19 protein-coding genes are annotated in these 21,657 nt (G+C 69.6%); 10 read left to right on the forward strand and 9 right to left on the reverse strand.

Annotation, left to right across the window (positions count from 1 at the left end):
- Positions 1-18 precede the first annotated feature (18 nt).
- From MME74_RS02760 to MME74_RS02785, 6 genes are all read left to right on the forward strand, one after another.
- Positions 19-4,539, forward strand: coding sequence for an FtsK/SpoIIIE domain-containing protein (locus MME74_RS02760; protein ID WP_267417148.1), 4,521 nt, complete (start codon positions 19-21; stop codon positions 4,537-4,539).
- 41 nt (positions 4,540-4,580) lie between these two features.
- Positions 4,581-5,468 carry a hypothetical protein gene (locus MME74_RS02765; protein ID WP_267417149.1) on the forward strand — a complete coding sequence of 296 codons (888 nt, stop codon included), beginning with the start codon at positions 4,581-4,583 and terminating at the stop codon, positions 5,466-5,468.
- Positions 5,469-5,599: 131 nt separating this feature from the next.
- Positions 5,600-5,887, forward strand: a complete 288-nt coding sequence (locus tag MME74_RS02770) for a WXG100 family type VII secretion target (protein WP_028501988.1) — start codon at positions 5,600-5,602, stop codon at positions 5,885-5,887.
- Positions 5,888-6,038: 151 nt separating this feature from the next.
- The gene (locus MME74_RS02775; RefSeq protein WP_267417152.1) at positions 6,039-6,353 is read left to right on the forward strand and encodes a hypothetical protein; all 315 of its coding nucleotides are present in this window, start codon (positions 6,039-6,041) and stop codon (positions 6,351-6,353) included.
- Positions 6,334-8,025 (forward strand): alpha/beta hydrolase, encoded by a 1,692-nt coding sequence (locus MME74_RS02780; protein ID WP_267417154.1) that lies wholly within the window; start codon positions 6,334-6,336, stop codon positions 8,023-8,025. The genes MME74_RS02775 and MME74_RS02780 overlap by 20 nt, the downstream gene beginning before the upstream one ends.
- Before the next feature lie 118 nt (positions 8,026-8,143).
- Positions 8,144-8,710 (forward strand): hypothetical protein, encoded by a 567-nt coding sequence (locus MME74_RS02785; RefSeq protein ID WP_267417155.1) that lies wholly within the window; start codon positions 8,144-8,146, stop codon positions 8,708-8,710.
- Positions 8,711-8,790: 80 nt separating this feature from the next.
- Here MME74_RS02785 and MME74_RS02790 read toward each other — a convergent pair whose 3' ends face one another.
- Both MME74_RS02790 and MME74_RS02795 read right to left on the reverse strand, forming a co-directional pair.
- On the reverse strand, positions 8,791-9,264 hold the full coding sequence (locus MME74_RS02790; protein WP_267417157.1) for a recombinase family protein: 474 nt from the start codon (positions 9,262-9,264) through the stop codon (positions 8,791-8,793).
- A 51-nt stretch (positions 9,265-9,315) separates the two neighbouring features.
- The gene (locus MME74_RS02795; protein ID WP_267417159.1) at positions 9,316-10,305 is read right to left on the reverse strand and encodes a malate dehydrogenase; all 990 of its coding nucleotides are present in this window, start codon (positions 10,303-10,305) and stop codon (positions 9,316-9,318) included.
- A gap of 53 nt (positions 10,306-10,358) precedes the next feature.
- Between MME74_RS02795 and MME74_RS02800 the strand changes: the two genes are divergently transcribed.
- A complete protein-coding gene (locus MME74_RS02800) occupies positions 10,359-11,243 on the forward strand; it encodes a neutral zinc metallopeptidase (protein ID WP_267417160.1) in 885 nt (294 codons plus the stop codon).
- A gap of 58 nt (positions 11,244-11,301) precedes the next feature.
- Positions 11,302-12,270 carry a prolyl aminopeptidase gene (gene pip / locus MME74_RS02805; RefSeq protein WP_267417161.1) on the forward strand — a complete coding sequence of 323 codons (969 nt, stop codon included), beginning with the start codon at positions 11,302-11,304 and terminating at the stop codon, positions 12,268-12,270.
- 91 nt (positions 12,271-12,361) lie between these two features.
- Here the strand turns inward: pip and MME74_RS02810 are convergent, their stop codons facing one another.
- Genes MME74_RS02810 through MME74_RS02820 form a run of 3 tightly spaced genes read right to left on the reverse strand, consistent with a single transcriptional unit; the run spans position 12,362 to position 15,876 of the window.
- Positions 12,362-14,158: an aldehyde dehydrogenase family protein gene (locus tag MME74_RS02810; protein WP_267417163.1), complete on the reverse strand. Its 1,797-nt coding sequence runs from the start codon at positions 14,156-14,158 to the stop codon at positions 12,362-12,364.
- 28 nt (positions 14,159-14,186) lie between these two features.
- Complete coding sequence (locus tag MME74_RS02815; RefSeq protein WP_267417164.1) at positions 14,187-15,581, reverse strand: MFS transporter; 1,395 nt, start codon at positions 15,579-15,581, stop codon at positions 14,187-14,189.
- Positions 15,582-15,612: 31 nt separating this feature from the next.
- Positions 15,613-15,876: a glutaredoxin family protein gene (locus tag MME74_RS02820; protein ID WP_267417165.1), complete on the reverse strand. Its 264-nt coding sequence runs from the start codon at positions 15,874-15,876 to the stop codon at positions 15,613-15,615.
- Between the two features lie 144 nt (positions 15,877-16,020).
- Here MME74_RS02820 and MME74_RS02825 point away from each other — a divergent pair, with 144 nt between their 5' ends.
- Positions 16,021-16,413, forward strand: coding sequence for an SIP domain-containing protein (locus MME74_RS02825; protein WP_267417166.1), 393 nt, complete (start codon positions 16,021-16,023; stop codon positions 16,411-16,413).
- Positions 16,414-16,435: 22 nt separating this feature from the next.
- Here MME74_RS02825 and MME74_RS02830 read toward each other — a convergent pair whose 3' ends face one another.
- On the reverse strand, positions 16,436-16,891 hold the full coding sequence (locus tag MME74_RS02830; RefSeq protein ID WP_267417167.1) for an adenylyltransferase/cytidyltransferase family protein: 456 nt from the start codon (positions 16,889-16,891) through the stop codon (positions 16,436-16,438).
- 120 nt (positions 16,892-17,011) lie between these two features.
- Here MME74_RS02830 and MME74_RS02835 point away from each other — a divergent pair, with 120 nt between their 5' ends.
- Complete coding sequence (locus tag MME74_RS02835) at positions 17,012-18,232, forward strand: glycosyltransferase (protein WP_267417168.1); 1,221 nt, start codon at positions 17,012-17,014, stop codon at positions 18,230-18,232.
- Here the strand turns inward: MME74_RS02835 and MME74_RS02840 are convergent.
- Genes MME74_RS02840 through rfbA form a run of 3 tightly spaced genes read right to left on the reverse strand, consistent with a single transcriptional unit; the run spans position 18,229 to position 21,511 of the window.
- Positions 18,229-19,644: a bifunctional dTDP-4-dehydrorhamnose 3,5-epimerase family protein/NAD(P)-dependent oxidoreductase gene (locus tag MME74_RS02840; RefSeq protein ID WP_267417169.1), complete on the reverse strand. Its 1,416-nt coding sequence runs from the start codon at positions 19,642-19,644 to the stop codon at positions 18,229-18,231. The genes MME74_RS02835 and MME74_RS02840 overlap by 4 nt on opposite strands.
- Complete coding sequence (gene rfbB / locus MME74_RS02845; protein ID WP_267417171.1) at positions 19,644-20,642, reverse strand: dTDP-glucose 4,6-dehydratase; 999 nt, start codon at positions 20,640-20,642, stop codon at positions 19,644-19,646. Before rfbB ends, MME74_RS02840 begins: the two co-directional genes overlap by 1 nt.
- A complete protein-coding gene (rfbA, locus tag MME74_RS02850; protein WP_267417173.1) occupies positions 20,642-21,511 on the reverse strand; it encodes a glucose-1-phosphate thymidylyltransferase RfbA in 870 nt (289 codons plus the stop codon). Before rfbA ends, rfbB begins: the two co-directional genes overlap by 1 nt.
- Positions 21,512-21,657 lie beyond the last annotated feature (146 nt).

The following is a 21,657-nucleotide window of genomic DNA, read 5'->3' on the forward strand; positions in this document are numbered from 1 at the left end:
GCGCGGTGAGGACGAGCGATGAGAGTCAAGCTGACCCTGCGTCGACCCGCAGCACCCCTGACCGACGTGGTCGTGATGGCGGACTCGACCGCGACCATCGCCGATGTCGCGCGGCAGATCGCCACGACCGATCCCGCGCGCAGCATCGCCGCGGGGCCGTCGGACGTGCTCACGCTCTCGGTGGCCCCGCCCACCAGCGAGCAGCTCACGATGCTCAACCCCGACCTGCTCGTCGGGGATGCCCCGATCGGCTCCGGCTTCCTCGCCGAGGTCATCAACGTCGGACCGAACCATGCCTCCGTGGGTGGTGCCGGTGCGCGGCCGGCCGCCGTCCTCACGGTCGTCGCCGGACCGGCGGCCGGTCAGGAGTTCCCCCTGCCGATCGGCCACTTCCTGATCGGTCGGGATGGGGCGAACGACATCACGATCGCGGATCCGCTGGTGTCGAAGAGGCATGCGCGGATCGAGGTCGCGGCGACGTTCGTCGAGCTCGTCGACCTGAACTCCGCGAACGGCATCCTCGTCGACGGCGGCCTCGTGCAGCGTCTCCGGGTCATCCCCGGGCAGACCTTCGCGCTCGGCGACTGCGAGTTCGTCGTGCACATGGTGAGCGACTTCGACGGTTCGGCCTCCGGCGATCCGGTGCTCGAGCGCGGCGGGGCGCTGCTGTTCAACCGCAGCCCCCGTGTCGAGGAGCGGTTCGCGGGGGAAGACCTCGACGAGCCGCGCTACCCGCGCGATCAGGTGCAGCGGCTCTTCCCGTGGCCGATGCTGGTGGCCCCGATCCTGCTCGGACTCTCGATCTACGCGATGAGCGGGAACCCCCGATCGCTGCTCATCGTCTTCATGTCGCCGCTGATGATGCTCGGCAACTTCATCTCCCAGAAGACTAACCTCGGTCAGCGCCTGCGCAAGGAGGAGGAGTCGTTCGAGGAGCAGTTCGAGCGGCTCGAGGAGAAGCTGTACCACGCGCACCCCCGCGAGCGAGAGGTCCGTCACAACGAGGTCCCCGCCGTCGCGGTCGTGTTCGACGAGGCGATGCGGCTCGGTCCGCTGCTGTGGACGCGCCGCCCCGAGCACTGGAACTTCCTCTCGCTGCGGCTCGGCGTGTGCGAAGACGAGTCGCGCACCCGGATCAAGCGCACCGAGACCCCGGAGGCGCTGGTCGAGTACGTGGAGCGCGTCGACCGCCTCGAAGAGCGCTACAAGATGATCCCCGACGTGCCGATCCTGGAATCGCTGCAGAGCGTGGGGTCGATCGGCGTCGCCGGGCCGACGTCGCTCGCGAGCGACGCCCTGCGCGGCATCGCGGTGCAGCTCTTCGGCATGCACTCGCCGAACGAGCTGGTCACGGTCGCGCTCACGGAGCCGGGATGGGCGAACGAGCTCGACTGGCTGAAGTGGCTTCCGCACACGTCCAGCGAGCGCAGCCCGTTCAAGGACGTGTCGCTCGCCGACTCCGCGTCCACGGGTGCCGCCCTGCTCAGCGGTCTCGAGGAGATCGTGCTGCGGCGCTCGCGCGAGGCGAAGTCGCAGCGACCTCCCTATGGCGAGGACTGGGACCCGATGCTGTACGGGACCGACGTCAAGCGCGCCGCCGAGGACGCCACGTTCCCCGGGCAGACCGCGATCCTCGTGATCGTCACCAACGACGCACCGGTGGACCGGGCGCGGCTGACGCAGATCCTCGAGCGCGGTGCCGACGTGGGCGTCTACGGGCTGTTCGTCGCTCCGGTCGTCGCGGCGCTCCCCGCAGCCTGCCGCACGTTCGTCGATGTCAGCGCCGGCCTCGACCGGGCGACCGTCGGCACGGTCCGCAGCGGTGTGGGCTACCGTGACGTGCAGGTCGAGGGCGTGTCCCATTCGTACATGACGATGTTCGCGAAGCGCCTGGCCCCGGTGGTGGATTCCAGCACCGTGATCGAGGACTCGTCCGACATCCCGAACTCCGTGATGTTCCTCTCCCTCGTCGGCACCGACCTCGCCGAGGACCCCCACGCGGTGATCGACCGCTGGCGGCAGAACAACACCATCATCGACCGCTCCGGCGCGCCCCAGTCGCGGCTGAAGAAGGCGGGCAACCTGCGCGCCATCATCGGACAGTCGCAGACCGATGCGATGACGCTCGACCTGCGCACGCAAGGCCCCCACGCTCTCGTCGGCGGCACCACCGGAGCCGGCAAGAGCGAGTTCCTGCAGGCGTGGGTGCTCGGCATGGCCGCCGCGCACAGCCCCGACCGGGTCACGTTCCTGTTCGTCGACTACAAGGGCGGCTCCGCCTTCGCGGACTGCGTCGACCTGCCGCACACCGTGGGGCTCGTGACCGACCTGAGCCCGCACCTCGTGCGCCGTGCCCTGACCAGCCTGCGGGCCGAACTGCACCACCGCGAGCACCTCTTCAACCGCAAGAAGGCGAAGGACCTCCTCGAGCTCGAGAAGCGCCGCGACCCGGAGACGCCGCCCGCGCTCGTGCTCGTGATCGACGAGTTCGCGGCGCTCGCCGGAGAGGTCCCCGAGTTCGTGGACGGCGTGGTCGACATCGCGCAGCGCGGTCGCTCCCTCGGCATCCACCTGATCATGGCGACGCAGCGCCCCGCCGGCGTCATCAAGGACAACCTGCGTGCGAACACCAATCTGCGCGTCGCCCTGCGCATGGCGGACGAGTCGGATTCCAAGGACGTCGTGGACGACCCCGTGGCCGCCTCCTTCCCGCCGTCGCTCCCCGGTCGTGGCATCGCCAAGACCGGACCCGGTCGCCTCGTGCCGTTCCAGTCCGCCTACGCGGGCGGCTGGACCACGGAGGAGGCGCAGGCCGCCGAGGTCAAGGTCGCCGAGCTGCGGTTCGGCTCGATCCAGACCTGGGAGTCCGAGCAGGCTCCGGAGTCGGACTCGCACGACGAGGATCTCGGCCCCAACGACCAGAAGCGCATCGTGGCGACGCTCGTGAACGCGTCGCGACTGGCCCGTATCCCGGCGCCTCGACGTCCGTGGCTCGACGACCTGGAGGGCGCGGTCGACCTGCGCGACCTCCCCGTCCTCGGCGACGGACAGGTGCTGCTCGGCAAGATGGACGTCCCGGAGCGCCAGCTCCAGGAGCCGGCCTACTTCGTGCCGGACAAGGACGGCTCGCTCCTCGTCTACGGGACGAGCGGATCAGGCAAGTCGACGGTGCTGCGGACGCTCGCGATCGCCGCCGGATTCGATCCGACGCGCTCGAACGTCGAGGTCTACGGTCTCGACTTCGGCTCCGGCTCGCTCAAGAGCCTGGAGGTGCTGCCGCACGTCGGATCGATCATCTCCGGTGACGACGCGGAGCGCGTCCAGCGCATCCTGCGCTCGCTCGCCAGGGTCCTCGACGACCGGGGCAAGCGGTTCAGCGCGGCCAACGCGTCGAGCCTCACGGAGTACCGCGAGATCACCGGCAAGGACGAGCCGCGCATCCTCTTCCTGATCGACGGATTCCCGCAGTTCCGCGGCGAGTGGGAGTCGACGACGGCGCGGATGCCGTTCTACCAGACCTTCATGCGCATCCTCGGCGAGGGCCGCCCGCTCGGCGTGCACGTGATCGCGAGTGCTGATCGCTCGGGCTCCGTGCCCACGGCGGTCAGTGCCAACGTCTCGCGTCGCGTGGTCCTGCGCCTCGCCGACGAGGCGGGCTACGCGATGCTCAACGCCGCCAAGGATGTGCTCGACGAGCGCTCGGCCCCCGGGCGCGCGATCGTCGACGGCCTGGAGACGCAGATCGCCACGCTCGGCGGCACGCCGAACGTGGCCGAGCAGACCAAGCTCCTGGAGCGTCTCGCGGCGGAGCTCCGTGCCGGAGGTGCGCGGGAGGTCGCCGAGATCGGCGCCCTGCCGACGCGGCTCGCGGTGCGCGACCTCCCGGACCGTATCGGGGAGTTCCCGGTGCTGGGCGTCGCGGAGGACACCCTGGCCCCACGCGAGTTCGATCCGGTCGGGACCTTCGTCGTCGCGGGTCCGCCGCTCTCCGGAAAGACCACCGCCCTCAAGGGGATCATCACGTCGGTGCGCCGGCTCGACCCCGAGGTCCGGCTGTTCCACTTCGGCGGCCGGCGCGCGCAGCTCAAGGGCTACGTCGACTGGACCCGGAGCGCGGTCACGCCGGAGGACGCCAAGGAGCTCGCGAAGGAGCTTGCCGAGATCATCGCCGACGAGTCCCTGTCGATGCGGGTGCTCGTCGTCGTCGAGGATGTGCCGCAGTTCGCCGACAGTCCCGCGGAGCGCGAGATGAAGGCGCTGTTCCAGGCGATCAACCGCAGCGATCATCTGCTGGTGGGGGATGCCGACGTCACGCAGGTGACGAGCGGTTTCGGGTTCATCGGCGACTTCAAGGCCGGACGGAAGGGCATCATCCTGAAGCCCGACGCCTTCGATGGCGACGCGATCTTCAAGGTGCCGTTCCCCAAGGTCAAGCGCACCGACTTCCCCGAGGGGCGAGGGATCTTCGTCCAGGCGGGTCGTCAGGTCACCGTGCAGCTGCCGCTCGTCGAGGGCGACACCTGGGCGCCCGTTCGCTGAGCACCGGCGCCCGGGCACCGCGCCGGAGGGAAGGATGAGCGATGACCTCTGACGCGGTCGGCGATCTCGAACGTCGCATCCTGGACGCGAACGCTCCGCTTGCCGCCCTGCATGACGCGTCGGTGTCCGCGGGGCAGGTCCGCATGCGGGAGCTGGCGGAGCGGATCGCCTTCCCCGCCTGGCCGGGGGCCACGTCGGCTTCCGCGCTGAAGCGCGCGGCCCAGGAGGCGGAGATCACCGCCGTCCTCGAGGAGTATGCGACGTCGGCGCGCAGCCTGATCCGTCCCGCCGATCAGGAACGCTGGCAGGCTCTGGTCGCGGAGAGGCAGCGGAGGAGCGGTGAGGGTGTTCTCGCCGACCTCCTCGGGCGCAGCGTCGTGGGCGCGTCCCTGCTGCGGGAGGAGCTGGGCTTTCGCGGCTCCCAGCGCCGAGGCGTCCCGTGCGTGTGCGGCTACGCCGTGGACGGCATCCTCCCCGCCCGACTGTGTGATGAATGCGAGGAGCTGCTGCTGCGACGGTGGGTGGCGGAGGAGCGGCGGCTGCTGCGGGGCATGCCCGCCTACGCCGAGGAGGTCGCGCAGGTGATCGGGAAGGTCGCCCAGCGGCAGACCAGAATCTTCCAGACCCGCGGTGACGACCTCGACTCCGAAGCCCTCGGCGCGCGCAAGTCCGGCGGCCGGCAGATCGCTCGCCTGGCGCGGAGGCATCGCGAAGACCTCGCAGGGCTCGACCTGCGGCGGTGGTCGAGCTTCATCGAGCCGCTCTCGCACGCCTCGACCACATACGTGCGGCTCACGCTCGGGAAGGTGCACAAGCGCGGTCTCGGTGCCGCGGCGCTGACCGAGCTCGCCGTGCGGTCGAACGACGAGGGCATGAAGGCGTACCTCCGGACCGTGGAGAAGGAGAAGCGCCGCAGGTGGCGAGTGTGATCGCCGCACCCGTCATCGGTCGACGCTCGATGGGGAGTTGTCCCCATCGACGGTGTGGGGTGGGGTTCCGTAGTGTGGGGTGTATTCGGGCCGGAGGGGTCCGGTTCTCTCGATTTCCGGAGGTGTGGACGATGGCCGATTTCGGTGCGTCTTATGCAGAGATGGAGCAGGTGGCGTCGTCGCTGTCGCAGGCTCGTGATGACATTCAGGGTCAGCTGGACACGCTGAAGGGTCAGGTGGACACCCTGCTGGGTGAGGACTTCAAGACGCAGCACGCGTCGGGGAAGTTCGGTGAGGGCTACACGGAGCTGACGACGGGTCTGAAGACCGCGGTCGACGGCATCAACGACATGTCCGAGTCGCTGCTCGGCATGATGCGCGCGATCCAGGACCTGGACCAGCAGCTCGCCGGCAGCTGACCACGCAGTATCGGGAGGGGTCGACGGTTCGCCGTCGGCCCCTTTTCCCTTCGCGGTGTCCCTGCCTGCAGGCGGACATCGATGGGCAGTTCTCCCCATCGGCACGAGGTCCGATGCCGGATAGGGTCGAAACGCATACCGGGGGGTGGACATGGCAGACGTCGAGATCGACAAGCAGGCGCTCGAAGGCGCGATCGTGCAGATCGGTTCGGCGATCGGCGAATACGTCACCTACGCGAACGACATCGCCGCTCGCGATACGGGGGTCGGCAATCCGGTCGGACGCACGGGGCTGCGGGTGATGCTCGAGAACGCGCTGGGCCAGGCGATGCTCGAGGCGCGCGCGCAGCACCTCGCGAGCATCGGGATCTCCGACCGCCTGATGCGCATCAACGAGTCGTTCGAGGACCTCGACGTGTCGCTGAGCAGCGGATGGGACATCGACTATGTCGCTGACTTCGCCTAACCGCGGATGGGCGCTCGAGAAGATCGAGTACGACAGCGGACAGCTCGAAGGCATACACGCCGATCTCGGCACGCTCGGCGATGCCGGGGGCAACGCGCAGATCGTCCTGCGAAACATCGACGGCGGGCTGGAGGGGCGCGGCCAGAGCATCACCCTCGTGCAGAGCGAATCCGGCACGCTCGCGAACCGGATGAATCCGACCATCGCGACCCTCGGTCGCATCGCCGACGTCGTCCGGGCCTACGGCGAGGCCGTCGCGGTGCATGCCAAGGCCGCGAACGACCTGATCGACGACATCGAGGCCGCGCACACGGCGAACCAGGCCGCGATCGCCGACCTCGACGCCGCGGAGTCGTCGCAGCGACAGTGCACCCCCGACGACGATGCCCGCACGCGGGCGACCGCGGAGCAGGACGTCACCGACGCGGAGAGTTCCCTCGCGGCGACCCGCAGCGCCCTCCAGGACCTCTGGGAGAGCTGGGAAGCCGCGTATGCGCTCTGGGACGACGCGTATGGCGCCGCCGTGGCCGGGCTCGTCCGATCGGACGGCACCACGCTCAGCGACGCGACCCTGTCGGCGATCGATGCGCTCGCGAACGCCGACACCCCGGCCGAGGTGACGGAGATCTGGGACAGCCTCACGGACGCACAGCGGGATGCGCTCCGCCGGACGTACCCGGAGTTCATCGGGAACCTCGAGGGCGTTCCGTACCTCGACCGCATGCTCGCCAACAAGGCGGCATACGACAAGATCGTCGAGGCCGGCCCTTACGGCGAGCCGCTCGACACGCAGTTCGCCACACTCGGCCTCGAATTGACGGACTTCGACGGTCAGCTGCTGATGTTCAACCCCTTCGAGCAGCCGCAGGCCACCGCGGCGGTCATGTACGGCGTGAGCATCTCGGACGAGAACGGGGATCCGATCGATCCGATGGAAGGGATCACGAACGTCAACGTCCTCGTCGGAGGGATGTTCTCGAGCCTGGAGGATCTCGAGGCCTGGGGGGAAAGCGCACGCAACCTGAACAGGTACGCCGACGATTACGGAACGGATGCCGGGGTGCGCTCGGCGACCATCGCCTGGTACGGGTACGACTCGCCGAACCTCCTCACCGAGCACACGATGGGCAGCGCGACGGAGGGGGCCGCGACGCTCAGCGCGACGCTCAGGGGTCTCGACAACGAAGTGTCGTCGAGCGTCACGACCTCGGTCATCGGTCACTCGTACGGCAGCACGACCGCTTTCCTCGCGGTGGGTGGATCATCCGACAACCTCGGCGTCGACAACCTGATCGCGGTGGGTTCGGCGGGCGTGCCGGACGGGTACCACCAGAGTTGGACCGGCGACGATGCCATGGACTACTCCGGTACACAGATCTACGCATCGCGGGCACCGGGTGACCTGGTGGCGCGCTATGGCGAACACAGCTCGTTCGGGCACGGGACCAACCCCGAGGAGCTGCCGGGAGCGATCAGCTTCGAGAGCGACGGCGGAACGGTGCCGAAGCTCGATGGCGGAACCGAGAACGGACTCGGAACTCCCGGCCACGCGTCCCATGATGGCGGTAACACCATCTGGGGCTGGTGGGAGCAGGACAACGGCTACCTCGCGAGAGACTCGGAGTCGTTCCGTAACATTGCCAATATCGTGGCCAACGGCGAACCGTTGTGATGCGCAGGGCGACGTTGAGGCAGGCGGAGGAACAGGGATGAAGAAGCGCTGGCAGACCATTGCGGCGACAGCGGTGTTGGCGCTCGCCCTCACCGGATGCGCGAACGAAGGAGACGGCATGGCTACGCCCACAGGCGATGAGCTGGTGGCTCAGGCCGAGCAGCACTACCTCGACTACCGAGGCGTGACGAACGACATCCAGGCCCTGATCTTCGATGGGCCCTGGCCGGTGGAGGTCGGGTCCTTCGGAATGCAGCCGTCGGGGGCCGGCTGCCCGGACGGCTCGTACAAGTTCGACCTCGCGAGATCGACGCAGGTGGATCCCGCCCAGCATGCGGCCCTGAGCGAGTCGGTGCGGGAGCACCTCATCGAAGAGGGCTACGACGTCGAGGGACAGGACCTCGGGTCGGGTGAGGCGAAGTCGACGGACGTGATCGTGCGGAAGCAGGGTGACTTCTCGTTGCTGATGGTGACGTTCATCGCGAACGGGTCCGTGTCGGTCACGGCGACGACCAAGTGCTGGCCGGGCGACCGCATCGAGCTCAGCGACCTGATGTTCGGGGGAGCCACGCTCTCCGAGGGGTACCTGCCGCGCGAGGAGTCGCCGAGCGATCCGCTGTTCTTCGGTGTGACGCCGGGTGAGCCGGCCTTCGGCCCGACGCCGAAGCCCACCGCGACGCCGTAGCGAGAGTCCGGCGGAGCCGCAGCCGGTGGTGCCCGATCCGCCGAAGGCTCCCTACGGGGGTGGAGTTCCCGCCTCGCCTCTCAGCGTGCCGCCGCGTCGGCGAGGTGCCGGGCGTTGTGGTTGAGCACCTTCACGATGATGCCGTGGCGCCGCAGCTCGGCGACGGTGCGCGCACCCTCGTCGGAGTCGCGGCCGAGGGCGTTGATGTTCGCGACGACCAGGACGTCTCCGTGCTTCAGGGTGGAGATGAGGCGGGCGAGACGGTCGTTCCAGCTCTCCAGGATGTCGGGCGCCGGGTGGCGGAAGCCCTCGATCGGCACGCCGAACCGGGTGAGGTCATCTCGCTGCTCGACGACCGACGGCATGCCCTCGCGGGAGACGACGAGTCCGACCAGGCGGGAGTCGTCCGGGCGCGCGGTCCAGAAGTTGCGGTTCTGCTGCAGCTCGGTGAAGCACTTCGGGCACGCTGCGGCGTCGTGCGGCAGGTGCAGGGGGCTCGTGAGAGCCTCCTCGACGGTAGCCGTCACCTTCGTGGGATCAATCGTCTCGCTCATCGCGCACCTCCGCCTCCATTCTGCCCTGCCGGAGGCCCGAGCGGGGACCCTTCAGAGCATCCCGAGCGACCGGACCGCCTCACGCTCCTCGACGAGCTCGGCCACCGAGGCGTCGACGCGGGCTCGCGCCCAGTCGCTCAGCTCCAGCCCTTCGACGATCTGCCACTCGCCGTCGATCGAGCGCACCGGGAACGACGAGATCAGGCCCTCGGGCACGCCGTACTCGCCGTGGGAGACGACGCCGGCCGAGGTCCAGTCGTCCGTGCCCTGCACCCAGTCACGCACGTGGTCGATCGTCGCGCTCGCGGCCGACGCCACGGACGAGGATCCGCGCACCTCGATGATCTCGGCCCCGCGCTTCGCGACCCGCGGGATGAAGGTGCCCTCGAGCCAGGCCGGCACGTCGCCGACGATCTGCGCGAGCGCCTCGCCGACCGGCTCCCCGCCGACGGTCGCGTGCGAGATGTCGGGGAACTGCGTGGCCGAGTGATTGCCCCAGATGGGAACCCGGCGGACGGTGTGCACCGGGGCGCCGAGGGCCTGCGCGAGCTGTGCTCGGGCCCGGTTCTCGTCGAGGCGGGTCAGGGCCGTGAACCGCTCGGCGGGCACGCCGTCGGCGGAGGCCGCGGCGATCAGCGCGTTCGTGTTGGCGGGGTTGCCGACCACGGTGACGCGCACGCCGGACGCGGCGTTCGCCGCGATCGCCGCGCCCTGGGGGCCGAAGATCCCGGCGTTGGCGGCGAGCAGATCTGCGCGCTCCATGCCCGGTCCGCGCGGGCGGGCGCCGACGAGCAGAGCCAGGTCCGTGCCGTCGAAGCCCACGGCCGCGTCATCCGTCACCTCCACGTGCTCGAGCAGGCCGAACGCGCCGTCCTGCAGCTCGAGGGCCGCACCCTCCGCGGCCCCGAGCCCCTGCGGGATCTCCAGCAGCCGGAGCCGCACCTTCTCCTCCGGGCCGAGCAGGTCGCCCGCGGCGATCCGGAACAGCAGTGCGTAGCCGATCTGTCCGCCGGCGCCGGTGATGGTGATCGTGGTCGTCATGCCCCCGAGCCTACGTCCGTTCGGCAGGCCCTCGCTCGGAGTAATCTCGACCCATGACCTTCAATCCCGATGCCGACATCTCGGGCAACACCACGCGTCGACGCGGACGCAACGCGGCTGTGGCGGGCGGCGTCGGCGTCGGCGTGCTCGGCATCATCGCGCTCATCGCCGGACCGCTGCTGGGCATCGACCTGACCGGCTTCCTCGGCGGTGGTGCGCCGAACGTGGGCAACGAGCCGGCCGGCGGATCGGCCATCGAGAACTGCGAGACCGGGGCGCAGGCGAATGCCGACGTCGACTGCCGCATGGCGGGCGCGCAGGTCGCGCTCGACGCCTTCTGGGCCGACAACGTCGACGGCTATCGCAAGCCCGGCTTCATCGTGGTCGACGGCTCGACGAGCACCGCCTGTGGGACGGCATCCAACGCCGTCGGCCCCTTCTACTGCCCCGGCGATGAGACGGTCTACATCGACCCGACGTTCTTCCAGCTCATGCAGCAGCAGTTCGGGGCATCCGCCGGCAACCTCGCGCAGCTGTACATCGTCGGTCACGAGTGGGGCCACCACATCCAATGGATCACCGGTGTCATGGACGATTATCCGAACAACGGGACGGGTCCTGGCAGCAACGGCGTGCGCACCGAGCTGCAGGCCGATTGCTACGCCGGTGCCTGGATCGGACGGATCTCGGAGGAGAAGGACAAGAACGGCGTCCCCTACCTGCAGCCGACCACCGAGGCGCAGCGCATCGATGCTCTGAATGCGGCATTCGTGGTCGGAGACGACCACATCCAGGAGCAGTCCGGATTCTCGAACCCGGAGAGCTGGACGCACGGCTCCAGCGAACAACGTCAGCGCTGGTTCGCCGAGGGATACCAGGGCGGACTGGACGTCTGCGAGCAGACGCTGACTCTCCGCGCCGACCAGCTGGATCCGTGATCCGGTCGGGCACCCGCTACCGTTGACGAAGAAGTCACGCGCGAGGGGCTGGGGGCCGATGACGAAGAATCTGGATGCACTGTATCCGCCGATCGAACCGTACGAGACGGGCGAGCTGCTCGTCGGTGACGGTCACCGCGTCTACTGGGAGGTCAGCGGCAACCCGGACGGCAAGCCGGTGGTGTTCCTGCACGGCGGTCCCGGCAGCGGCACCTCGCCGTGGCAGCGGCAGTTCTTCGACCCCGACATCTACCGGATCGTGCTGCTCGACCAGCGCGGCTGCGGGAAGAGCACGCCGCACGCGGGCGAGCCGGACGCCGACCTCCGCCACATCACGACGGCGCACCTGATCGCCGACATCGAACTGCTGCGCAGGAACCTCGGCATCGAGAAGTGGCAGGTGTTCGGCGGGTCCTGGGGGAGCGCCCTCGCCCTCGCCTACGCGCAGGCGCATCCGGATGCCGTGACCGAGCTCGTCCTGCGCGGCATCTTCACGCTGCGTCGTGCGGAGCTCGAGTGGTTCTACGAGGGCGGCGCCGCCGCGCTGTTCCCAGACCTCTGGGAGAGCTTCCTCGCGCCGATCCCCGTGCTCGAGCGCTCGCGCATGATCGAGGCCTACCACCGTCGCCTGTTCGACCCCGACCCCGAAGTGCACCTCCCCGCGGCGATCGCCTGGTCGACGTGGGAGGCGGCGACGGTCACGCTGACGCCGAACGCCGCGCAGATCGCCGCGATGTCCGACCCGCGCTCCGCCACCGCGTTCGCCCGCATCGAGAACCACTTCTTCGTCCATCGCGGGTGGTGGGAGGAAGGGCAGCTGATCGCGGGGGTGGACGCCATCCGTCACATCCCCACCGTCATCGTGCAGGGCCGCCACGACGTGTGCACCCCGATGATGACCGCGTGGGACCTGCATCGGGCCTGGCCCGAAGCCGAGTTCGTCGTGGTCGACGACGCGGGCCACGCGGCCACGGAGCCGGGCACGCAGAAGGCGCTCCGCGCCGCGACCGACCGCTTCGCCCGCTGAGGGCGTTTCGTCTCGGTCGCTGCGCTCCTCGCTCGATGACCGGGGCGTTCGTTGAGCGAGCGGAGCGAGACGAAACGCCTCGACCCGGGCCTCAGGCCTGCAGCGCCTTCGTCAGCGTCTTGAGGAGACCCACGACGTTGCCGTCCACCCGATAGCGGGTCAGCCCCTCGCTCACGGCGGCGCCCGTGCGCGCGGACACGAACCACGGCGGCTTCGGCAGGATCGTCACTCGTCCGCCGCCGTTCGCGATCGGGAGCGACCGCGGGAAGGGACGGAACGGGCCGCGGAGCACGGAGCGCTCGACGCCGTCCAGCAGCAGGGCGTTGTGCACCACGCCGATGCCGCTGCCCACATCCTCGATCGTGCTGCCGGGGAACGCGCCCCACGTGAGGGTCGGGGTGATGAACCCGAAGGCCGTCCACCCGTTGATCGCGATGGACCCGTAGTGCAGGTCTGCGATCGCCCGCTCGAACCCCGTGCCGAGCGCCTTCTCGGTCGCGGGGTCGATCAGCAGATTCGCGCCGAGCGTGCCCTGGAGCCGCTCGTTCGCGTGGGCCACCGCGGCGTCCAGGAACTCCTGTCCGGTTCCCGGAACGGTGACGACGCCCAGCACCGGTGCGAAGTACTCGGTGGTCTCCAGGGCGGTCGAGTCGTCGTCGGCATCGATCTCGACGAGCACGCGGTCGCCCAGCACCAGCGCATCGGGGTAGGCCTCGGTCGCGAGGTCCATCCGCGCGGGGGAGCCCGGGTACCAGATCGGTCGCTCCAGGGCGTTCGCGTACGCGCGTCGCAGGGCGGCACGGAACGCGTCGGCCTGGTCCCAGTCGGACGACATGATGACGACCTGGCCCGCGATGCAGTTGTGCCCGCAGTTCTGCAGGCGCATCGTGGCGATGTGCTCCGCCTGGTAGGTGAGGTCGGCGTCGGTCCACGCGCCGGGCACCACGATGATGGGGGAGACGCCGCCGAGCTCGGCTGTGATCGGCTTCTTCAGCTGCGGGCGGTTCTCCCGACGACGGCGCTTCGTCGCGGCCGCGCCCGTGCCCTTCGACGGACCCCAGACGATGGTGTCGAACGTCGCCGCCGAGCCGGTGATGTGCACGTGCACGAGCCCCGGGTGCCCGGTGAGGTAGGCGCCGGCGGCGGGTCCGCCGCGCACGATGCGCAGGAATCCGGGCTCGATGAGCGGGGCGAGCGCGCGCTTGTACACCGGCACCAGGGGGTCCTGCGTGGGGTTCACCTTGAGCAGCGCGGTGCGGTTGTGGGCGAGCAGCTCGTAGAGCACGTCGAGCACCGGGATCGAGGTGACGTTGCCCGCGCCGAGCACGAGACCGACGCCGCCCGAGGAGGCGGGGGTGCGCTGCGCGAGCCCGGCGGAGGCGCGTGCGGCGTTGGGGGTGATACCCGGTTCGAGCCACACCTCGCCCGTGAAGCCGGACAGCAGGAACTTGTCGATCCCGGTCAGGGGGAAGGCGTGCACCCGTGTCCGCCCGCCCGGGGCGCGGTCGATCGTGATGCCGTCGAGCGGGTTGGTGCCGTTCGCGAGGCGGGTGAGCGTCTCGATGTACGCGTCGAGGGCGCCGAGCACGCTGTACGGTCCGCTCAGCCATTCCTCGCCGCGCAGCGGATGCTTCGCGTCGAGGCCCTTCGATGCCGCAGCGGTGTGGGCCCAGTCCTCCGCGGTCGCTGCCACGCTCGTGCGCACCGCGCGCAGCAGGGTCACCCGCTGGGCGACGGTGAGCGCCGCCCACGTGCGCGCTCCGACCTGAAGGTCGTCGACCGCGGCGTCGAGACGTTCGCGTTCGCCTTCGCCGAGTTCGGACGCCACCTCCTTCGGCACGCTCTTCGAGGTCGTGGCGGGGGTGGCGGCTGTGCTCGCAGAAGTCATCGACGTCTCCTTCGGACGGGATCCCAGCTTAGGCGTCGGAGGTGACGACGGCGTCGATGTCCTCGCGGCGCAGACGGTAGTGACGGAGGGTGAGCAGGCTGGCCGCCATCAGCACCGCGGGCAGCACGCTGAAGCTGAGCACGATGCCCGCGATCGCGGCTTCCGGCTGGACGACCGACGCTCCCGCGACGGTCGAGACATAGCCGGTCGCCGCGAGCGTGAGGGACACCGCCGTCGCTCCGAGCGCGAAGCCGACGGTCTCGCCCGCGGTCCAGATGCCGGTGAACGTGCCCGCCTGACCGGGTCCGCTGGTGCGCTCGTCGTGCGAGATGACGTCGGGCAGCATCGCCATGGGCAGGGACTGGAGTCCGGCGTACGCGATGCCGGCCACGGCGACCGAGGCGTAGATCCAGGCTCCGGGACTCCAGACGGCGAACACGAGGGAGGCTGCGGCCGCGGTGAAGAGCACGCTGGCCATCGCGAACGCCCGCTCCTTGCCGACGCGTCGGGCGATGACCGTCCACCCCGGGGTCGCGAGCAGCGCGGGGCCGACGAGGGCGACGAACACGAAGGTCACCGCATCCTCGGAGCGCAGCACCCAGGTCGCCACGTACTGCGCGCCGGCGAGCATCGTCCCCGTCGCGAGGGCCTGCAGCACGAAGGTGCCCAGCAGGGCGCGGAACGGCTGGCTGCGCCCCAGCGCCCGGAAGCCGGACATGTACTGGTCGCGCCAGGTGGACGAGGGTGTCGCCACCGGGAGGGCGGACGCGGTGCGCCGGGAGGCGACATCCGCCGTCCGGGAGGCGATGAGCATCCCGATCCCGATCACCAGACCGGAGGCGATCCCCATCAGGAGGTAGCCCATGACGGGGTCGTCGCCGGCGTTGCGCAGCGCCGGTCCGCCGGCGCCGAAGAGGAGGATCGCCGCCGTGAGGACGACGACGCGCCATCCCAGCAGACGCGTCCGCTCGTCGTAGCTGCCGGTCAGCTCGGCCGGCAGCGCGACGTACGGCACCTGGAACAGGCTGAACGCGGTGGCGGTCGCGAGGAAGGCGAGCAGCACGCTGATCGCCCCCGCGACCGGTCCCCACGAGGGAGGCACGGCGAAGGTGAGCGCGAAGAACAGCGGCAACGCGAGCGCGCCGGTGACCATGAACCCTCGGCGGGAGCCGGTGCGGGCCAGCTGACGGTCCGAGGCGGCGCCGATCAGGGGATCGATGAGCACGTCCCAGATCTTCGCGGCGGTGACGATGAGTCCGGCGGCGAGGGCCGCGACACCGAGGTTGTCGGTGAGGAAGTACGTCAGCACCAACCCGGGCAGGGTGGCGTAGCCGCCGGTGCCGAGCGAGCCGATCGCATACAGCACGATCGTGCGCGGGGACAGGCGGGCGGGTGCTCGTTCGGGCCGAGCCTCAGTGCTCATCGCGCCAGTGTATCGGCGCGATGACCCGGGATCAGATCAGCGAGAGCTCGCGCAGCTTCGACTCGACGTCGGCGTTCGACGGCTCGACGTGGTGCGAGGCATCCGGGTAGACGACGACCGGGATGTTCGTGCGACCCGAGATCTCCTTCGCGACGTCCGCCGCGGTGGGCTCGGCGACCAGATCGACGTAGGTGTACTCGACGCCGAGCTCATCGAGCTGCTTCTTGGTGCGGATGCAGTCGCGGCACCAGTCGGCGCCGAACATCGTGATGGTGTCGGAAGCGGGAGCAGTCATGCATCCAGCCTAAGGCCGTCCGGATGGGCTGGCGCTGAGAGCGGTCCGGCCGGTCAGCGCCCGGTGCGGCAGTGCCTCGGTAGGGGGGCGTCGGTCGCCGCCGACTCTTGATAAGTAAGGTTACCCTTACCTATACTGAGTGCCATGAGCAGCGCATGCGAGCACCTGGAGGATCCCGACTGGGACAGCATCGAAGGTGCCGTGCTCATCGCGGGCGATGCGGCCGACGCCGGCTTCATCGCGAGCATCGCCGCGCGACTCCCGTGGGACGCGCAGGGCGTCGTGATCCTGGAGGCCGCGGCGCGCATCCAGTTCCGCCACATCGACGTCCCGGAGGGGGTGTCGGTGCGCTGGCTGGTGCGCGGTGACGGCATCCGCGCGCACACCCGCGGCGAGCGGCTGGCGAACGCCGTGCACGCCTGGTGCGTCGAGTGGACGTGCACCGAGCCGCCGTCGCAGTGGACCGTCTGGCTCGGACCGCACACTCCGCCGCATGTGGCGCGGATGGCGCGCAGTCTGCTCGGCGTCGCGAACTGACCGACGGTCGCGGGTCAGCGGGTCAGCGGGTCGCGGCGACCGCGGGGACGTTCGCACCCGCGGTGATCGCCTCGAGCGCGCGACGCAGCGACGAGCTCGACGTGTGCGCCGTGTACGGGAAGTACACGACCTCGACGCCGACCTCGGCGAACTCGCGCTCCAGGCGCAGGCCCTTGTCGGTGCCGCGCCAGTCATCGCCCTTGAAGAAGTGCGTGAACTGGACGTCGCGCCACGAGTCCATCTTCGACGGCGTCGTCTCGACGTAGACGTCGTCGACGAACGAGATGTGCTTCACGATCTCCGCACGCTCCGCCGTCGGGATGACGGGCTCGATGCCCTTCACCTGGCGCAGCATCTCGTCGCTGACGACGCCCGCGATCAGAATGTCGCAGTGCTGCTTGGCGTGACGAAGTAGATTCAGATGCCCGACGTGAAACAGGTCGAAAGCACCAACGGCATAGCCGATACGCGTCCCCATGATCTCCCCAGATCAGTGATTCCCCAGTAAGCGGATCCCCATCCGCTCAGCGACTCCCACAGCCGCAGTTCGGAAGTCTAGCAGGTACGGGTTTCCTTCTGCATAGGAACCCGTGGAACGATGGAGGCCGCGCACGAGGTGCGCGCGGAACAGGGGGCGCAAGTGGGGGCACCGGTCACGGTCATCGTGCCGACGTTCAACGAGCGCGACAACGTCGCGGAGCTCGTCGCTCGCACCACCGCCGCGCTCGCCGGGTGGGACGCGGAGATCCTCTTCGTCGACGACAGCACCGACGACACGGCCGCGGAGGTGGCCCGCGTCGCGGTCGACGCCTCTCTGCCCGTACGCGTCATCCACCGCACCGAGAACACCGGGGGATTGGGCGGTGCCGTGGTCGTCGGGCTCGAGGCCGCGGCGTCCGACCTCTGCATCGTGATGGACGGCGACCTGCAGCATCCGCCCGAACTCCTGCCCGTCCTGCTCGAGCGCCACGCCGCGGGCGACGCCGACGTCGTGGCGGCCTCCCGCTACATCGGCGGGGGCGACACCAGCGGTCTCGGCACGGCCGTGCGCTTCGGCGTCTCACGGGCGGCGACGTGGCTGACCCGGGCGATGTTCCCGATCCGCCTCGCGCGCAGCACCGACCCGATGACCGGCTTCTTCCTCGTGGACCGCGGCCGCCTCGACCTCTCCGCGCTCAAGCCGCAGGGCTTCAAGATCCTCCTCGAGATCCTCGCGCGCAACGACGTGCGCATCGCCGAGGTGCCGATGGAGTTCGCCGAGCGCCGGCACGGCACGTCCAAGGCGAGCCTGCGGCAGGGCGGGACTTTCATCGCGCACCTCGCCCGGCTCCGCTTCGGCAAGATGTCGTTGTTCGCCCTGATCGGGGTGATCGGCGCGGTCGCGAACCTGGGGATCATGTGGGGCCTCACCGTCGCCGGGGTGCCCTACGTGTGGGCGGCCATCATCGGCGCCGAGGTCACCATCATCGGCAACTTCCTGCTGCAGGAGCGCTTCGTGTTCGCCGACATGCGGACCGACGCCCGCGGGCTCGGCATCCGCTTCGCCAGCTCCTTCGCGTTCAACAACGTCGAGGCGGCGCTGCGGATCCCGGTGATGGCCCTGATGGTCGAGACCTGGCACATCTCCAGCGTGCTCGCGACGGCGCTGTCCCTGATCGTGGCGTTCTTCGCCCGGTTCCTGTTCCATTCGCTCGTCGTCTACGCGCCCCAGCGGCGCCGGAAGGGCGAGGCAGCGGTGTCCGAGCCGCCGACCGACACGGCGGCGCAGCGCGTGATCCGCGCGATCGACGTCGAGGCGATGAAGCCGGGCGAGCTCTAGGGCTTCGCGGCGAGATACGCCTCGAGCGCGGCATCCGCGTCGCGAGGGGTCCATCCCGTCGCCTGGATGCGGCTCAGATCCAGCACGCTGTTGAGCGGACGCGGGGCGATCGGACCCGCCTGGTCGGCGAAGTACTCCGCCGTCGTCACGTCGGTCACCGCAGCCGGGTCGTGCCCGGTCAGACGGTAGACGGCGCGGGCGATGTCGGCCCAGGAGTGGGATGCGCCGGCGCCGGTCACGTTGTACACGCCGAAGGGCGCGGCGCTCGAGAGCAGATGCGCGATGGCCGAGGCGAGGTCCTCCGTGAAGGTCAGCCGTCCGATCTGGTCGCCGACCACCCGGGGGGCGATGCCGCGTTCCGCGAGCGAGGCCATGGTGCGCACGAAGTTCCGGCCCTCGCCGATGACCCAGGACGTGCGGACGATGTAGTGGCGCGGCACCGTCGCGACGACGGCGTCTCCCGCGGCCTTGGTCTGCCCGTAGACGCCGAGCGGCTGCACCGGGTCGGCCTCGGTGTACGGGCTCTCCTTGCTGCCGTCGAAGACGTAGTCGCTGGACACGTGCACGAGGGTGATGCCGTTCTCGGTGGCGATGCGGGCGAGCGCCGCGACGCCGTTCACGTTGGCGGCCCACGCGTTCTCGCGCCCCTCGGGGGTCTCCGCGAGGTCGACGGCCGTGTACGCGGCCGCGTTGACGATCGCCCCGTAGTCGCGCCAGCGGCGGGCGGACAGCAGGTCGGCGGCGCCCAGATCGAGGGTCTCCCTCGTCGTGTACTCGATGTGCTCCGCATCGCCGAGCAGCTCTCGCAGCGCGAGTCCGAGCTGTCCCGCGGCGCCCAGCACGAGCACCTTCCGCGGGCCGATCGGCGTCACGTCGGCGAGCCGCGGGTGGGCGAGGTCCTTCGCGGACACCTCGACCTCCGCGAGCGGGATGGGCCAGGCGATGGCCGCGGTCTCGTCCGCGAGGTTCAGGAACGAGTACTCCGCGTCGGGCGACCAGTGGTCGTTGACCAGGTAGGTGTAGGCGGTGTCGGCCTCGAGCGTCTGGTACGAGTTGCCGACGCCGCGCGGCACCAGGATCGCCCGGGACGGATCGATCTCGGTCGTGAAGACCGTGCCGAACGTGTCACCCGCGCGCAGATCGACCCAGGCGCCGAAGATCTTCCCGGTCGCGACCGAGACCCATTTGTCCCAGGGCTCGGCGTGGATGCCGCGCGTGGTGCCGACCGCGTCGTTGAACGAGATGTTGTTCTGCACCGGGCCGAAGTCCGGGAGGCCGGCGGCGACCATCTTCTCGCGCTGCCAGTTCTCCTTGAACCAGCCGCGCGAGTCGCCGTGCACCGGCAGGTCCACGACGAGCAGACCGGGGATCGGCGTCTCGGTGACCGTGAGCGCCTTGCCGAACTCCGTCATCACTGCCCCTTGGCGGCGTAGAAGGACTCGGTGGCGTCCTTGGCCGGCGCCCACCAGGCCTCGTTGTCGCGGTACCACTCGATGGTGGAGGCGAGGCCCGACTCGAAGTCGGAGAACTGCGGCGCCCAGCCCAGCTCGGTGCGCAGCTTCGTGGAGTCGATCGCGTAGCGCAGGTCGTGGCCCGCCCGGTCGGTCACGTGGTCGTAGGCGTCCGCGGGCTGCCCCATCTGCGTGAGGATGAGCTCGACGACCGACTTGTTGTCCTTCTCGCCGTCGGCGCCGATCAGGTACGTCTCACCGATCTCGCCCTTCTCGAGGATGGTCAGCACGGCCGAGGAGTGATCGTCCGCGTGGATCCAGTCGCGCACGTTCTGGCCGGCACCGTAGAGCTTCGGGCGGATGCCGCGCAGCACGTTCGTGATCTGCCGCGGGATGAACTTCTCGACGTGCTGGTACGGACCGTAGTTGTTCGAGCAGTTCGAGAGGGTGGCCTGGACCCCGAAGGACCGCACCCAGGCGCGCACGAGGAGGTCGCTGCCGGCCTTGGTCGACGAGTACGGCGACGACGGGTTGTACGGCGTCTGCTCGGTGAACCGCTGCGGGTCGTCGAGCTCCAGGTCGCCGTAGACCTCGTCGGTCGAGATGTGGTGGAAACGGCGGTCGTGCCGACGCGCGGCCTCCAGCAGTGTGTACGTGCCGATGATGTTCGTGTCGAGGAACGGCCGCGGGTCGTGCAGCGAGTTGTCGTTGTGCGATTCGGCCGCGTAGTGCACCACCGCATCGACCTTCGCGAACAGGACATCGACGAGCTCGGGGTCGGCGATGTCGCCCTCGACGAACTCGACCCGATCCGCGGGGAGCCCGGCGAGCGATGCGCGGTTGCCCGCGTAGGTGAGCTTGTCGAGCACGGTCACGTGCGCGTCGGTGTGCTCCACGACGTGGTGCACGAAGTTCGATCCGATGAAGCCGGCGCCGCCGGTCACGAGCAGACGGGTCATCACTTGCCTCGTTCCAGGAGTGCGAGCAGGTACGAGCCGTACCCCGACTTCACGAGAGCCTCGGCGCGCACGCGCAGCTCGTCGTCGTCGAGGAAGCCCTGCCGCCAGGCGACCTCCTCCGGTACGCCGATCTTCATGCCGGTGCGCCGTTCCATCGTGCGGACGTAGTCGGCGGCATCCGTCATCTGATCGAACGTCCCGGTGTCGAGCCATGCCGTGCCGCGGGGGAGGACCTCGACCTGGAGCTTGCCGCGCTCCAGGTACTCGCGGTTCACGTCGGTGATCTCGTATTCGCCGCGCGCGCTCGGAGCGAGATCGCGGGCGATGTCGATCACGTCGTTGTCGTAGAAGTACAGCCCGGGCACCGCGTAGTTGCTCTGCGGAGCCGTCGGCTTCTCCTCCAGCGACACCGCCTGGCCCTCGTCGTCGAACGCCACGACGCCGTACGCCTCGGGCTCGGCGACCCAGTAGGCGAAGACCGCGCCGCCGTCGATGTCGGCGAAGCGCTTGAGCTGCGTGCCGAGGCCGGGGCCGTAGAGGAGGTTGTCGCCGAGCACCAGCGCGACGCTGTCGTCGCCGATGAAATCCGCCCCGATCGTGAACGCTTGGGCGAGCCCGTCCGGCGACTCCTGCTGCGCGAAGGTGAGCGAGATGCCGAACTGCGAGCCGTCTCCGAGCAGGCGCTCGAAATGGGCGGCGTCGTGCGGGGTCGTGATGATCAGGATCTCCCGGATGCCGGCGAGCATGAGCGTCGACAGCGGGTAGTAGACCATCGGCTTGTCGTACACCGGGATCAGCTGCTTCGAGACTCCCAGCGTGATCGGATGCAGTCGCGTGCCCGAACCGCCCGCCAGAATGATGCCCTTCATGATCCCCCTCGAGATACGTCGCTGTCCGTGGTGGCGTCACAGAAGGGACGGCCATCCCCTGCCGTCCGACGACCCCCACAGTCGTAGGGACGACTCTACCGGGTCGCATCCCGCGGGTGTGAGGGCTGCCGGAAACTCTCTCTTGT

Source organism: Microbacterium oxydans (genome assembly GCF_026559675.1).
In the GTDB taxonomy this organism is placed as follows: domain Bacteria; phylum Actinomycetota; class Actinomycetes; order Actinomycetales; family Microbacteriaceae; genus Microbacterium; species Microbacterium oxydans_D.